The following is a 14,767-nucleotide window of genomic DNA, read 5'->3' as shown; positions in this document are numbered from 1 at the left end:
GCACAGGTGTTGCGGCGATCGCCGCACGCTAATCGTCAACTTCTCTCTCCGGCGTCGTTTGCCTGGATAACGCATGCACAATCCCAGCGCCAAGCTGCTGATTATTGATGATGACGAGGTGGTCCGGGCCAGCCTCGCCGCCTACCTCGAAGACAGCGGTTTCAGTGTCCTGCAGGCAAGCAATGGCCTGCAGGGGCTGGAAGTGTTCGAGCTGCAACGTCCAGACCTGGTCATCTGCGACCTGCGCATGCCCCAGGTGGACGGTCTCGAGCTGATCCGCCGGATCAATGCGCTCGACACCGATGTGCCGGTGGTCGTGGTCTCCGGCGCCGGGGTCATGAGCGATGTGGTCGAGGCCCTGCGGCTGGGCGCCGCCGACTACCTGATCAAGCCGCTGGAAGACCTCGCGGTGCTCGAGCACTCGGTGCATCGGGCCCTGGATCGTGCGCACCTGCGCGTCGAGAACCAGCGCTACCGCGAGAAGCTGGAAACCGCCAACCGCGAGCTGCAGGCCAGCCTGCACCTGCTGGAGGAAGACCAGAACGCCGGGCGCCAGGTGCAGATGAACATGCTGCCGGTGACCCCCTGGCAGGCTGATGGGCTGAATTTCGCCCACCACATCATTCCGTCGCTGTACCTGTCCGGCGATTTCGTCGATTACTTCCGCGTCGACGAGCGGCGCATCGTCTTCTACCTGGCCGATGTCTCCGGGCATGGCGCCTCGTCGGCCTTCGTCACCGTGCTGCTCAAGTTCATGACCACTCGTCTGTTGTACGAGTCGCGCCGTGGCGGTCTGCTGCCCGAATTCAAGCCCTCCGATGTGCTGGGGCACATCAACCGCGGCCTGATCAACTGCAAGCTGGGCAAGCACGTGACCATGCTCGGCGGGGTGATCGACGAGCAGAGCGGCAAGCTGACCTACAGCATCGGCGGGCACCTGCCGTTGCCGGTGCTGTACAGCAACGGCCAGGCGCGTTACCTGGAAGGCCGCGGCCTGCCGGTCGGGCTGTTCGAGGAGGCGGTGTATTCCGACCTGGAAATGGACCTGCCGGAGTCGTTCAGCCTGACCCTGCTGTCCGACGGCATCCTGGACCTTTTGCCCGGCGAGACACTCAAAGACAAGGAAACCGTGCTGCCGCAACTGGTGTGTTCGGCGGGCGGCACGCTCGATGGCCTGCGTCGGGTCTTCGGGCTGGCCAATCTGGGCGAGATGCCCGATGATATCGCCTTGCTGGTGTTGAGCAGGAACCTTGCATGAATCCTGGGAATAGCCCCGGTCGAATCCAGTTTGCCGAGCAGGACGGTACCTTCGTCCTGAAGTTTGTCGGCGAGATCCGCCTGACCCTGTGTTCGGCGCTGGACTCCACAATCGAAAAAATCTTCACGGCGCTGAATTTCTCGGCGATCGTCATCGATCTGACGGAAACCCGCAGCATCGATAGCACGACCCTGGGGTTGCTGGCCAAGCTGTCGATCCTGTCGCGGCAGAAGATCGGCCTGCTGCCGACCCTGGTCACCACCCATCCGGACATCACCCGTCTGCTGCAGTCGATGGGCTTCGATCAGGTGTTCAACATCGTCGACCAGCCGATCCCGTGCCCGGAGTGCCTGGATGAGCTGCCGTCGCAGGACCATTCGGAAGAAGTGGTCAAGGCCAAGGTGCTGGAAGCCCACCGCATCCTCATGGGCCTCAATGAGTCCAACCGCGAAGCCTTCCACGATCTGGTCAACGCCCTGGAACGCAGCTGAATCCAGCGCTACAAAAAAGGGCGATACCCGTGCAGGTATCGCCCTTTTTCTTTGCTCGGCAATCAGGCCCGCGCGGCGAGCAGCGCCTCGAGCTTCTCCTGGTCGCGGGCGAACAGGCGGATGCCCTCGGCCAGCTTCTCGGTGGCCATGGCATCTTCGTTGAGGGCCCAGCGGAAGCCGCTCTCGTCCAGGCTCTGGCGGGCTTCGCCGTTGCCGGCATCGAGCAGGCGCGGCAGCTCGCCCTGGTCGTCGCTCAGTTGCTGCAGCAGCTCCGGGCTGATGGTCAGGCGGTCGCAGCCGGCCAACTGTTCGATCTGGCCCAGGTTGCGGAAGCTCGCGCCCATCACCACGGTCCGGTAGCCATTGGCCTTGTAGTACTGGTAGATGCGCGCCACCGAGCGCACGCCGGGGTCTTCGGCACCGACGAAGTCGCGGCCCTCGGCCTTCTTGTACCAGTCGTAGATGCGCCCGACGAAGGGCGAGATGAGGAACACGCCGGCATCGGCGCAGGCCACGGCCTGGGCGAAGGAGAACAGCAGGGTCAGGTTGCACTGGATGCCGGCCTTTTCCAGCTGCTCGGCGGCGCGGATGCCTTCCCAGGTGGAGGCGATCTTGATCAGCACGCGCTCGCGGCCGATGCCGGCCTGCTCGTACAGGCCGATGATGCGCTCGGCGCGGCGCAGGGTGGCCTGGGTGTCGAAGGACAGGCGCGCATCCACCTCGGTGGAGATGCGCCCCGGAATCACCTTGAGGATCTCCTGGCCGACGGCCACGCCGAAACGGTCGCAGGCCAGGCCCAGGTCGCCCTGGCAGCCGGCGACGGCTTCATCCAGCAGAGGGGCATAGCGCGGCAGCGCGGCGGCCTTGAGCAGCAGGGAAGGATTGGTGGTGGCGTCTACCGGCTGGAGCCGGCTGATCGCGTCGAGGTCGCCGGTGTCGGCGACCACGGTGGTGTACTGCTTGAGTTGGTCCAGCTTGGAAGTCATGACGAAACCCTGTCGTTGCAAGTGTCATGACCTTACCCGAGCGGCGAGTGCCGCTCAACGGTCTGGCTTGCAGGTTTCAGCGACCGGCGAGCAGTTCGCCGGCCTGGTCGAGCAGGGCCAGCGGGTCCTTGACCTTGTGCACGTCCACCGACAGCAGCTGACGGAAGCGCCGCGCGCCGGGGAAACCCTGGGCCAGGCCCAGCACATGGCGGGTGATGTGATGCATCACGCCGCCCTCGGCGATGTGCTGCTCGATGTACGGGCGCATGCGTGCCAGCGCCTCGGCGCGGCTGAGCACCGGGCGATCCTGGCCGAACAGCAACTGGTCGACCTGGGCCAGCAGATAGGGGTTGTGATAGGCCTCGCGGCCGAGCATCACGCCGTCGAAGGTCTGCAGGTGCAGCTGGCATTCCTCCAGGGTCTTGATCCCGCCGTTGAGGATGATCTCCAGCGCGGGGAAGTCCTGCTTGAGCTGCGCGGCGACGTCATAGCGCAGCGGCGGCACTTCGCGGTTTTCCTTGGGCGACAGGCCTTCGAGAATGGCGATGCGCGCATGCACGGTGAAGCTGGTGCAGCCAGCATCGCGCACGGTACCGACGAAGTCGCACAGCTCGGCATAGCTGTCGCGGCCGTTGATGCCGATGCGGTGCTTGACCGTGACCGGGATGGCCACTGCGTCCTGCATGGCCTTGACGCAGTCGGCCACCAGCTGCGGATGGCCCATCAGGCAGGCGCCGATCATGTTGTTCTGCACCCGGTCGCTGGGGCAGCCGACGTTCAGGTTGACCTCGTCGTAGCCATGCGCCTCGGCCAGCTTCGCGCAGGCCGCCAGTTCCGCCGGGTTGCTGCCACCCAGCTGCAGGGCCAACGGGTGCTCGCAGGCGTTATAGCGCAAAAAGCGCTCGGCCTCGCCATGCAGCAGGGCGCCGGTGGTGACCATTTCGGTGTACAGCAGCGCCTGGCTGGACAGCTGGCGCAGGAAGAAGCGGCAGTGCCGGTCAGTCCAGTCCATCATCGGCGCGACGGAGAAGCGGCGGGAAGGAGTTTGGCGCGTGCTATGTGCTTTTGAGGCTGATTCTGTGGGCATGTTGGTGCGTCTTTTCGGCTCTATTTCGCCCGTTTTCGCTTGTTCTTGAGCTTTCCCCGGTACGTTGTACCAGTCACATCGGCCCGTGTGCCAAATCGACCATGGCGACGATCAGGAAGCGAAAACGCAAGGATGGGACCTGCGGCTACACAGCTCAGGCCCGCGTCATGCGCGATGGCGTGCAAGTCTATCAGGAAAGCCAGGCGGGCGACCGGCGCCTGGCAAACGCTTGGCAAGACCCTGCGCGCTGGATGGCCTGGCGATGCAGCGGATTGCGAGCCGATCGGTCGGAGCGGGTGGAGCAGGCCCGTGGCGAATGAACTCCATGGATGCTGGGGTTCGGGCCCAGGCTGGCGGCAAAGTTCCGGCTCACTCGGGCTGCTGCTATCGGTCGCACGGCTGTCCGGAGCCGCTCTGATGCGGAACTGCTACCCTGACCCCAGTCCTTCCATGCGAGGTGTTAACCATGCGTCACCGCCTGATCGCGCTCATCTGCCTACCGCTGGCGCTTATGGCCGGCTGGTCCTTTGCTTCGCCGAACCCTGTTCAGTCCGAAGCCTCTCTACCCGCCGAGCAACTCAGCAAGGCCGAGGAAGACGAGGTCGATGCCATGGTGCTGCCGGTGCCAGAAGCCTGGGTCGGTGACTTCGACGGCATGCGCGAGCGGCGCTTGGTGCGTATCCTGGTGCCCTATAGCAAGACCTACTTCATGGTCGACCGCGGGCATCAGAGCGGCCTGGCCTATGAGTTCGGCAAGGCGCTGGAACTGTGGCTGAACAAGCAGCACCCTTTCGAGCGCAAGTCGCTGCGCTGGCAGGTGATGTTCATTCCGGTGGCGCGCAACGAGCTGCTGCCCAAGCTGCTCAGTGGTGAGGGCGATCTCGCCGGTGGTGGTCTGACCATCACCGAGGGCCGGCTCGGCACGGTGGACTTCGCACCCGTGGGCGTCAAGGGGATTAACGAGGCCATAGTGACCGGCCCCGATGGCCCGGTGTTGTCGCGACTGGAGGATCTGTCCGGCCGGGAAGTGATGGTGCGGGCCTCGAGCAGCTATCACGAGCATCTGCTGCGGCTGAACGAGCGCCTGCGCGAGCAGGGGCTCGAACCGGTCGATATAGTGCCGGCCAGTGAGGTCCTCGAAACCGAGGACCTGCTGGAAATGGTCAATGCCGGCGTGGTCGAGATCACCGTGGCCGATCTTTATATCGCCGAGCTGTGGCAGCCGCTGTTCACCGAGCTGAAGATCCACAAGGGTTTCTATCTGCATGAAGGCGGCGAAGCCAGCTGGGCCCTGCGCAAGGGCAGCCCGCTGCTGATGAAGGAGCTGGCGCGCTTCCAGGAGGGCCACATGAAGGGTACCTCCTTCGGCAATCAGGTCCTCAAGAAGTACGGGGCCGGCAGCAAGTTGATGCTCAACTCCACGGCCGAGGCCGAAATGCGCAAGTTCAAGGAACTGGCGGGCCTGTTCGAGAAGCATGCCGCGACCTATGACTTTGACCACCTGATGTTGATGGCCCAGGGCTTTCAGGAATCCCAGCTCAACCAGGCTGCACGCAGCCCGCGGGGCGCTGTGGGGGTGATGCAGCTGCTGCCGAGCACCGCCGCCGATCCGACCGTAGGGATCCAGGGCATAGAGGCCAGCCCCGATCGCAATATCGAGGCCGGTAGCAAGTACATGCGTCTGCTCGCCGACAAGTACCTGAATGACCCCGAGATCACCCCGCTCAACCGAACCCTGATGAGCTTCGCCGCCTACAACGCAGGGCCCGGCAATCTGCGAAAGTTCCGCCGTCTGGCGCTGAAGTCCGGGCTGGATCCGAACGTCTGGTTCGGCAACGTCGAGCATGCCGCCGCACGCATCGTCGGCCGCGAGACCGTCGACTATGTCGGCAACATCTACAAGTACTACGTGGCCTACAAGCTGGTGGCCGAGAAGCAGGAGCAGCGGGCGGCCAGTAAAAAGCAGCTCTAGAGCGGTTAAAGCCATGCAGATTGCCATGCCGGGCGCGGGTGGTCCGGCCTGGCGCGGCAGCCAGCCCCGGGCGCCGTCGTGGGGAATTGCTCCCAAAGCACTATTGCTGGCGACTGGCGCGCGTAGCAGGCTAGCGTCTACGCAACACTGGCAGAGGTATACGCGTGCTGGCGCCCGGGCAACAGCTGCATCGCCAACGGTTCGGCCCCGGGCTCGAGCTGCTCTGGCTGCACGCCCCGGATAGTCTGCAGGCGGCCCTGGCGCTGGAGCTGGACGGCGGCAGCCATGACGAGCCGGCGGCCTACCCGGGCCTGGCGCATTTTCTCGAACACCTGGTATTTCGCGGCAGCCAGGGCTTTGCCGGCGGCGATGGGCTGATGGGCTTCGTCCAGCGTCATGCCGGGCAGGTCAATGCCAGCACCCTGGGCACGCGAACCCTGTTCCATTTCCAGTTGCCCGAAGCAGCCTTGTCCGGCGCCTGCGCGCGGCTGGTCGACCAGTTGCTGCAGCCGTTGCTGGAACCCGTCGCCCAGCAGGCCGAGCGCGAGGTGCTGGAGGCCGAGTTCCAGCTGCGCTCAGCCGATCTCGAGACCCTGGTGGACGCCGCCATTGCTCAGGCGCTCAACCCCGGTCATGGCGCCGCCGCCTTTCATGCCGGTCAGCGCGCCAGCCTGCCGCTGGAGCAGCAGGCCTTCCAGCAGGCCCTGCGCGACTATCAACGGGCCATTTATGGCCGTGGCTGTATCCGCCTGGTGCTGGTCAGCCGCTTCCCGCTGGCCGATGGCCTGCCGGCGCTGGAGCCATTGCTGCAGCGCCTGGCCATGGGACGCCAGGCGTTGCGCCAGCCAACGCGGGCGCCGCTGCAGCTGGGCTGTGCCCGCGAGCTGCACCTGAGCCTGCCCGGCAGCGCGCCGCGATATCAGCTGGTGCTGGCCCTGGAGCAGCAGGGGCGTGGCGTGCCGCTGTTGCTGCAGTTGCTGCAACTGGCCCTGGAGCACAACAGCCCCGGCGGCCTGCTCGGCGAGCTGCAGGCCGCCGGTCTGTGCAGCGCGGTGCAGACGCGCCTGGTGTTTCAGCACGGTGAGCAGGCCCTGCTGCTGTTCGACTGCCGCTTGCAATCGGGTGGCGTGGCGCGCCGCGGGCAGATCCGCCAGCTGCTGGGCGACTGGCTGCTGCGCTTCGCCCCACGGCTGGTGGACGAGGCGGCGCTGCAGCGCTGGCGGACGATCCGCCGCCAGCGTTGGCCGCTGCTGAGCGCGCTGGAGCAGGCCCGGCAGTTGCTGGAGCAGCCCTTCGACGATCTCGATAGCGCACGACAAAGCATGCAGGCACTGTGCGAGGTCTGGCATGCGCGGCGCTGCCTGGTGCTGCTGCTCGACGCGCGCCCGCTGCCCGTGAGCGTGACCACCGGCTTTGCCCTGGCCCTGGCCGAGGAGCGCGCCCCGGCCTGCCCGCCCTTGCATTCGGCCTTTGTCGATGCCCTGTGGCCGGCTGAGCTGCCCGTGCTGGCCGCGTTGCCGGCCGCGGTCTGGACGGGCGCCTGCCGGGTGCCCAACTGGTCGACGGCGGAACTGGCCGGGTTGTGCCTGCTGTGGCCCGGCGCGGCGCCGGGGACGAGCGGCCTGCGCCAGTTGCAGAAGCGCCTGCAGCCCCTGCAGCGCCAGGCCTGGCGGGCCGGGCTGCGTCTGCTGTTGCAGGCCTGTGGTACGGCATTGAGTCTGCGCCTGCTGGGGCCGGTCGGGATCTTGCCGGTTGTGCTGGCCGAGTCCCTGGCGCTGCTGCGCCAGCCCTGGCCGATGGCGTCGGATGCCGGTGCCGAGCCGCTGGGTGGAATCGCTTTGCGCCAGTTGCTGCAGCGCTTGCCGGAGCATCTGCATGGCGCGTCGGCGGGCGAGGGCAGGGCGCTGCCGGATAAGGCGGCGGGCCTGCTGCTCAGCCATGCGCCGAGTCTGGCCGGGCAACTGGCGGCGGTCTGCGCGCAGGCCGGGCTGCACCTGGACGCCGAGCCCGCGCGGCAGCCCGGCGTCGAGCGGGCGCCGCGCTGGCAGCAGGTGAGATTAGCGGGCAGTGAATGCGCGCTGCTGCTGTTCGTGCCGGAGCCGGCCGATGAGATCGGGCAGGTGGCCTGGCGTGTGCTTGGGCAATGCCTGCCGGCGGCCTTCCAGCAGCGCCTGCGCGATGAGCAGGCGCTGGGCTATGCGCTTTTCTGCGGCTACCGGCAGTTCGCCGGCCAGGCCGGGTTGCTGTTTGCCGTGCAGTCGGCGACCGCCTCGGCGCCGGCCATCTGGCAGGCGCTGCAGGACTTTCTCGCCGAGCAGGCGCAACGTCTGTCGGCGCTTGCGCCGGCCGACTGGCAGGCGTTGCTCGCGCTGACTCTGGCGCAGCTGCAGAGTGCCGGCGCCAGCCTGGACGAGGCATTGGAGGCCAGCTGCCAGGCCTGGCTGGCCGGGCAGCTGGAGGCGCGGCTGGACCTTGCCGTGCAGCAGTTGAGCCCGGCCGAGCTGGGCGCGCGGCTGGCGGCGCTGCTCGCCACCCAACCCTGGCTGGTACTGAGCAACGCGGGGCAACCCACCGCGTAGGGTGCGCCAGGATTCACGTACGGGCCTGCGGTGCGCACGGCGCACCCTACAGAACCGAGCCAGCCCGAAGGTTGGCGAGGCTCTTTGTAGGAGCGGCTTTAGCCGCGATCCGCTTGGGCGTCCGTCATCGCGGCTAAAGCCGCTCCCACAAAAGCGTGACGGCACAATCGTTCGAGTTGCGGCCGGTCTTTTCCTTCCTCATCCCCTGTGCCGATGCGGCCGTGGCTCACGCCTGCGCGCCTCTCCTGCACAAGTAGCGGGTGCCTCTCCTGCGGCGTACGACCTTCTGCTGCCAGCGGACTAGGGCTTTCGCCCCGCGCCGGTGCGCGACCTGCGGCGCGCGCGCAAAGCAGCGGCGATTCGCGCCCAAGGCAGCGTATGGCCGGCCGGGGCCGCTCCGAATAATCCCTCCGACGCGGCTGACCGCTCAGTCGTCCCACTCCCCGGAGAGCGCCATGCACAACAAAAAGATCGCCAACCTCAAGCTCCTGCCTCTTGCCATCGCCAGCGTGCTGGCCTGCGGTATGGCCCAGCAAGCCACTGCCGAGATCATGCTGTACGACAAGGATGACACCACCTTCGCCACCGACGGCTACATCAACGCCTTCTACGTCAACAGCGACGTGGACCGCGAGGATGATGTGTTCGACCGTCGCCAGTCGCGGGTGAAGATGGGCTTCCTGCCGAACTGGATCGGCTTCAACTTCGGCAAGCAGGTCGACGACCTCAAGCTGGGCGGCCGCTCGTCCTTCTGGGTGACCATCAACGATGGCGAGCAGAACGGCACCGACACCGCCATCGACGTGCGCCAGTTCTACGGCACCGTGGCCAACCCGGAGTGGGGCGAAGTGCTGATCGGCAAGGATTTCGGCCTGTTCTCCCGTTCCAACATCTTCCTCGACGAACTGCTGGCCGGCTTCGGCAACGTCAGCGACACCCTCGGCCTGGTCGATGGCGGCGGCGTGTCCTTCGGCAACATCGGCACCGGCTATCCGTATCCGTTCCCCACCTCGCAGATCACCTACCGCAACAACGGTCTGGCCGAAGGCCTGCGCGTGGCGGTGGGCATCATGGACCCGATCGACTCCAACCAGATCGACCAGGACACCAGCAACGGCCTGGACGACAAGGCCTACCAGGAGAACCCGCGTTTCGAGTCTGAAGTCAGCTACCAGTTCGACGTCGGCGGGGCGCAGATCTACTCCTGGATCAACGGCGGTTACCAGACCTCCGACAACACCAACGACGAAATCGACAGTGTCACCTCCCAGGGCGTCGGTTATGGCGTGCAGGCCAAGATCGGCGGCCTGTCGCTGACCGGCTCCGGCTTCCAGGCCGAAGGCATCAACCCGTTCTTCACCAACAACGCCGGCGAAGCCACCCTGCGCGAGATCGACAGCGACGGCTACCTGCTGCAGGGCTCCTACACCAGCGGCAAGAACCGCTTCGCCCTGTCCTATGGCAAGACCGAGGACGACGGCAACGGCCTGGGTACCGCCGCCGACTACGAGACCCGCGGCGTGGCCTACTTCCGCACCATCAACGACAACCTCAAGCTGGTCGCCGAGTACAACCAGTACGAGATCGACGCCGAGCAGGGTTCCGGCCTGGGCGAAGACACCGACACCTTTGCCGTGGGTGCGGTGCTCAGCTGGTAAGCCGGTAACGAGCGAGCAGGGCGGGTCATGCGCAAGCGGGCCCGCCTTTTTTCTGCCCGCTGCCAACCCTAAAGGAGCAACAAAGGTGATCGGACTCTGGAACGCCCATAGCCAGGACTTCCTGCTCTGGCTGTGCATCGCCACCACCCTGGTCTTCGCCCTGCCGATCTTCTGCGTGCCGCTGTGGTGGGCGCGCTGGATGGGCTGGCGCATTCCGCTGGAAACCCACCTGGCCATCTATTTTGGGCGCTGCCTCGGCGCCTTCATTCTGATCGTGGAGGCGCTGATGCTGCGTGCGGCGCTGACGGGAGAAGCCATGAACGTCGTCTTCGAAATGCTCGCGGCGGTTGCCGTACTGATGATCGCCGTGCACCTCTACGGCGCCATCCGGCGCATCCAGCCGCTCAGTGAAACCCTGGAAATCGGCTTCTACAGCGGCATGCTGGCCCTGGTGCTGCTGTGCTGGCCGGTGGTTGTGCACGTGTAGGGTGCGCCGCGCGCACCTGCGGGCTTGCGCGTGGTTAACCCGGTGCGCACGGCGCACCCTACGGCCTTGTGGCCGGTGGTGATGCCGGTGTGAGGGACTCGGCTGCGTAGGGTGCGCCGCGCGCACCGCCGGCCGGCGCGTGCTTGTCCGGTGCACACGGCGCACCCTACGGATCAGGCCGGCGCCGCTACTTTCGGACTAGTCCCTTCGCTACCCAAGTAGCATGGGGCTGGGCCGGGCACCTTCCTAGAATGCCCCCATAGCGACTATGTGTATGGGGTTGGCCTGATGCGGCATGAGCAAACCGAAGGCGTGGTCACCGCCGTGTCGCACGCCCGCGAGGCCGAGCAGGTGGCGCAGGAGCTGGCGCGCCAGCTGCTGCACCCGCACCTGGGCTTCGTGCTGTTCTTCTGCTCCGCCGAGTACGACCTGGAGGCCCTGGGCCCGGCGCTGCAGGCCTATTTCGGCGGCCTCAGCGTGGTCGGCTGCACCAGCGCCGGCGAGATCACCGCCGAGGGCTACAGCCAGGGCTGCGTCAGCGCCATCGGCTTCGACCACCGCAGCTTCTCCATCGCCAGCGCGCTGATCGACGAAATGGACCGCTTCAACCTGATCGACGCCCAGCAGCTGGTCGAGCGCCTGGTGCGCGACTGCCGCGGCAACGCCCTGGCGCCGATCACCGACCACAGCTTCGCCCTGACCCTGCTCGACGGCCTGTCCAGCCGCGAGGAAGTGGTGCTCGCCGCGCTCAGCGCGGCGCTGGGCAGCATCCCGCATTTCGGCGGCTCGGCCGGCGACGACAACCACCTGACCCGCACCCACGTCTACTACGACGGCCAGTTCCACAGCGGCGCGGCGGTGGTGGTGCTGGTCAACACCTGGCTGGACTTCGAGGTGTTCACCAGCCACCACATCGAGCCGCGGGCGGACAAGCTGGTGGTCACCCGCGCCGACTCCGAGTCGCGGCGGGTGCTGGAGCTCAACGCCGCGCCGGCCGCCGAGGAATACGCGCGGCTGATCGGCGTGCCGCTGGCCGAGCTGGACATGCGCACCTTCGCCGCCCACCCGCTGGCCGTGCGGATCAAGGAGCAGTACTACATCCGCTCGATCCAGCAGGTGAACGCCGATGGCAGCCTGACCTTCTACTGCGCGGTGGAGAACGGCATCGTCCTCACCGCGATGACGCCGGGGCCGCTGCTGCCCAACCTGCAGCGGCAGTTCCAGCGCCTGCGCGGGCGCCTGGGCGCGCCGCTGCTGACCATCGGTTGCGACTGCGTGCTGCGCCGCCTGGAACTCTCCGGCGGCAGCGAGATGCCGGCAGTCTCCGCCTTCCTGCGCGAGCAGCGGGTGATCGGCTTCAACACCTACGGGGAACAGTTCAATGGCATGCACATCAACCAGACCTTCACCGGGGTCGCCATCGGACGCCCCGACCATAGCCAGGACTGAGCTGGAGGCGCGGGTTGCCGAGCTGGAGGCGCAGAACGCGCGCCTGCGCACGATCAATGCCGCGCTGATCGAGCGGGTCGAGTCCGGCCACTCGCTGCGCTCCGACGGCTATGCCGCCTTCCAGCACTCGGTGGTGCTGGCCGAGCAGGTGCGCGAACGCACCGATGCGCTGAACCAGGCGCTGACCGAACTGACCTCCAGCAACCGCCTGCTCAGCGATGCGCGGCTGCGCGCGGAAACCGCCCACCAGCACCTGATCGATGCCATCGAGAGCATCTCCGACGCCTTCGTGCTGTTCGACAAGGACCAGCGCATCGTCCTGTTCAACAGCCGCTTCAAGGAGTTCTGGTCGCGCACCCGGGCGCGCATCGGCGCCGGCATGCGCCTGGCGGAAATCAAGCGCCTGGCGGGCAGCACCGGGCTGATCGTCGAAGAACAGCGCGGGCGCGGCGACGGCCACACCCTCTACCGCCTGATGAACGGGCGCTGGGTGCAGGTCAGCGAACGGCCGACCCGCGAGGGCGGCCTGGTGATCCTCTACACCGACATCACCGAACTCAAGCAGAGCGAGACCCAGCGCCGCGAACAGGCCCTGGCGCAGAAGTCTCGCCTGCTGCAGCGCGCCGTCGACAACCTGTCCCAGGGCGTGGCCATGGTCAATGCCGAGGGCATCCTGGAACTGTGGAACCACCGCTTCCTGGAACTCTGCGGCCTGGCGCCGATCGAGGCGCACCGGCCGTTTGCCGAGATCATGGGCGAGAGCGAGCTGCAGCTGCTCACCCCGGCCAGCCGCGACGCGCACGGCGAGCCGCTGCACGAATGCGAACAGCGCCTGTTCGACGGGCGCATGCTCGAAGTGCGCACCCATCCGCTGCCCACCGGCGGCTTCGTCAACACCTTCACCGACATCACCGAGCGCTTCCGCCAGGCCCAGGCGCTGAGCGAGAGCGAGCGCTGGATCCGCCTGATCACCGACCACGTGCCGGCGCTGATCGCCTACCTGAATGCCGACCTGGTCTACGAGTTCACCAACAAGGTCTACGAGGAGTGGTACCACTGGCCGCACGCCGGCATGCTCGGCCAGAGCCTGCGCGACATCCACAGCGATGAGCACTGGCGGCAGCTGGCGCCCTACGTGGAGCGCGCGCTGTCCGGCGAGAGCGTGACCTTCGAGATGGCCGAGACCAACTTCGCCGGCCAGCAGCGCTACATGCTGCGCTCCTACGTGCCCAATCGCCTGGCCAGCGGCGAGGTGGTGGGGATCTTCGTGCTGATCCGCGACATCACCGAACGCCGACGCACCGCCGAGGCGCTGCACCAGGCCTACCAGAACCTCGAGCTGCGGGTGCGCGAGCGCACCGCCGAACTGACCAGCCTCAATCGCCAGCTGGTCGGCGAGATCGACGAGCGCAGCCGGGTCGAGTCGCGCCTGCGCGAGGCCAAGCAGGAGGCCGAACAGGCCAACCTGTCGAAGACCAAGTTCCTCGCCGCGGTCAGCCACGACCTGCTGCAACCGCTGAACGCCGCGCGCCTGTTCACCAGCGCGCTGCTTGAACAGCGCCACGCCGAGGCCAGCCACGGGCTGATCCGCAACGTCAGCAACTCGCTGCAGGACGTGGAGAACCTGCTCGGCACCCTGGTCGACATCTCCAAGCTGGATGCCGGGGTGATCAAGCCGGACATCAGCAGCTTCGCCGTCGGCGACCTGCTGGAAAACCTCGCCGCCGAGTTCCGCCAGCTGGCCGCCAGCGAAGGCCTGACCCTGCAGTTCGTGCCCAGCTCGGCCTGCGTGCGCAGCGACATCCAGCTGCTCGCGCGGATCCTGCGCAACCTGCTGACCAACGCCATCCGCTACACCGCCAAGGGACGCATCCTGCTCGGCTGCCGCCGGCGTGGGCAGAGCCTGTCGATCGAGGTGTGGGACACCGGCATGGGCATCGCCGAGGACAAGCTGCAGGAGGTGTTCCAAGAGTTCAAGCGCGGCGAGGGCCAGCGCCACCAGGACCGTGGCCTCGGCCTGGGCCTGGCGATCGTCGACAAGATCGTGCGCATGCTCGGCCACCGGGTGCGGGTCAGCTCCTGCCTGGGCAAGGGCTCGCTGTTCGCCATCGAGGTGCCGCTGACCCGCCGGGTCAGCGTCCTGCAGCAGAAGCCGGAGGCCCTGCCGATGGCGGTCGAATGTCTGCGCGGGGCGCGCATCTGGGTGCTGGATAACGACGCGGCGATCTGCGCCGGCATGCGCACCCTGCTCGAAGGCTGGGGCTGCCGGGTGGTCACCGCGCTATCGGAAGACGACCTGGCGCGCCAGGTCGACAACTACCATGCCGGCGCCGACATCCTGATCGCCGACTACCACCTCGACGACGGCCGCGACGGCGTGCAGGCCATCACCGAAATCAACGCCCGCCGCGGCGAACCGCTGCCGGCGCTGATGCTCACCGCCAACTACAGCAACGAACTCAAGCAGACCCTGCGCGAGCTGGGGCATACCCTGCTGCACAAGCCGGTCAAGCCGATGAAGCTGAAGACCAGTTTGAGTCATCTGTTGTTGCAGCGGCGGTAGGGCGTGTGGCCATCGGGGCGCGGAGTGGCCTGTTGGTGCGCACGGCGCACCCTACGGCAGCGGAGCCGGATGTCGGTTGCGCGGTAGGCATAGCAGCTCTCCCGTAGGGTGCGCCGTGCGCACCGCCGGCACCGCGAATGTTGGTGAGGCACATGGCGCACCCACAGACCATGGGTCCCGGATGCGGCGCCTGAGGTCGGTTATGGCGCTTGCCCGTAGGGTGCTCCGTGCGTACCA

General features: G+C 66.9%; 10 protein-coding genes. 8 read left to right on the top strand and 2 right to left on the bottom strand.

Translation table 11 applies throughout. The features are described from left to right. The first annotated feature begins 73 nt into the window (after positions 1–73). Together rssB and rssC are read left to right on the top strand one after the other, a co-directional pair. Positions 74–1,258 (top strand): two-component system response regulator RssB, encoded by a 1,185-nt coding sequence (rssB, locus tag F3I62_RS16275; protein WP_160490692.1) that lies wholly within the window; start codon positions 74–76, stop codon positions 1,256–1,258. Further along, complete coding sequence (gene rssC, locus F3I62_RS16270; RefSeq protein WP_160490691.1) at positions 1,255–1,749, top strand: anti-sigma factor antagonist RssC; 495 nt, start codon at positions 1,255–1,257, stop codon at positions 1,747–1,749. Before rssB ends, rssC begins: the two co-directional genes overlap by 4 nt. A 62-nt stretch (positions 1,750–1,811) precedes the next feature. Here rssC and tal read toward each other — a convergent pair whose 3' ends face one another. Both tal and dusA read right to left on the bottom strand, forming a co-directional pair. Continuing rightward, a complete protein-coding gene (tal, locus tag F3I62_RS16265; protein ID WP_160490690.1) occupies positions 1,812–2,735 on the bottom strand; it encodes a transaldolase in 924 nt (307 codons plus the stop codon). A gap of 76 nt (positions 2,736–2,811) precedes the next feature. Further along, positions 2,812–3,822 (bottom strand): tRNA dihydrouridine(20/20a) synthase DusA, encoded by a 1,011-nt coding sequence (gene dusA / locus F3I62_RS16260; protein WP_160490689.1) that lies wholly within the window; start codon positions 3,820–3,822, stop codon positions 2,812–2,814. Between the two features lie 466 nt (positions 3,823–4,288). Between dusA and F3I62_RS16255 the strand changes: the two genes are divergently transcribed. The 6 genes from F3I62_RS16255 to nahK all read left to right on the top strand — a co-directional run bounded on the left by F3I62_RS16255 (position 4,289) and on the right by nahK (position 14,530). After that, entirely contained in the window at positions 4,289–5,794 is a 1,506-nt protein-coding gene (locus F3I62_RS16255) for a lytic transglycosylase F (protein WP_305984662.1), read from the top strand. Positions 5,795–5,958: 164 nt separating this feature from the next. After that, positions 5,959–8,373, top strand: coding sequence for a pyrroloquinoline quinone biosynthesis protein PqqF (gene pqqF, locus F3I62_RS16250; RefSeq protein WP_160490688.1), 2,415 nt, complete (start codon positions 5,959–5,961; stop codon positions 8,371–8,373). 455 nt (positions 8,374–8,828) lie between these two features. Continuing rightward, positions 8,829–10,031, top strand: a complete 1,203-nt coding sequence (locus tag F3I62_RS16245; protein WP_160490687.1) for a porin — start codon at positions 8,829–8,831, stop codon at positions 10,029–10,031. 85 nt (positions 10,032–10,116) lie between these two features. Beyond that, entirely contained in the window at positions 10,117–10,518 is a 402-nt protein-coding gene (locus F3I62_RS16240) for a hypothetical protein (RefSeq protein WP_160490686.1), read from the top strand. A 288-nt stretch (positions 10,519–10,806) separates the two neighbouring features. Further along, positions 10,807–11,967, top strand: coding sequence for a nitric oxide-sensing protein NosP (nosP, locus tag F3I62_RS16235; RefSeq protein WP_160490685.1), 1,161 nt, complete (start codon positions 10,807–10,809; stop codon positions 11,965–11,967). Then, positions 11,900–14,530: a hybrid sensor histidine kinase/response regulator NahK/ErcS' gene (gene nahK, locus F3I62_RS16230; protein ID WP_160490684.1), complete on the top strand. Its 2,631-nt coding sequence runs from the start codon at positions 11,900–11,902 to the stop codon at positions 14,528–14,530. The genes nosP and nahK overlap by 68 nt, the downstream gene beginning before the upstream one ends. Positions 14,531–14,767: the final 237 nt, after the last annotated feature.

The organism is Pseudomonas sp. R-28-1W-6 (assembly GCF_009799925.1).
Taxonomy (GTDB): Bacteria; Pseudomonadota; Gammaproteobacteria; order Pseudomonadales; family Pseudomonadaceae; genus Aquipseudomonas.
Note: the sequence above shows the minus strand (reverse complement) of the source record. Positions and strands in the feature narration are given on the sequence as shown.

What these genes read in the sequence shown, in the direction of transcription:
- rssB (WP_160490692.1), top strand. Translation starts at nt 74, where the DNA reads ATGCACAATCCCAGCGCCAAGCTGCTGATTATTGATGATGACGAGGTG.
- rssC (WP_160490691.1), top strand. Translation starts at nt 1,255, where the DNA reads ATGAATCCTGGGAATAGCCCCGGTCGAATCCAGTTTGCCGAGCAGGAC.
- tal (WP_160490690.1), bottom strand. Translation starts at nt 2,735, where the DNA reads ATGACTTCCAAGCTGGACCAACTCAAGCAGTACACCACCGTGGTCGCC.
- dusA (WP_160490689.1), bottom strand. Translation starts at nt 3,822, where the DNA reads ATGCCCACAGAATCAGCCTCAAAAGCACATAGCACGCGCCAAACTCCT.
- F3I62_RS16255 (WP_305984662.1), top strand. Translation starts at nt 4,289, where the DNA reads ATGCGTCACCGCCTGATCGCGCTCATCTGCCTACCGCTGGCGCTTATG.
- F3I62_RS16245 (WP_160490687.1), top strand. Translation starts at nt 8,829, where the DNA reads ATGCACAACAAAAAGATCGCCAACCTCAAGCTCCTGCCTCTTGCCATC.
- nosP (WP_160490685.1), top strand. Translation starts at nt 10,807, where the DNA reads ATGCGGCATGAGCAAACCGAAGGCGTGGTCACCGCCGTGTCGCACGCC.
- nahK (WP_160490684.1), top strand. Translation starts at nt 11,900, where the DNA reads ATGGCATGCACATCAACCAGACCTTCACCGGGGTCGCCATCGGACGCC.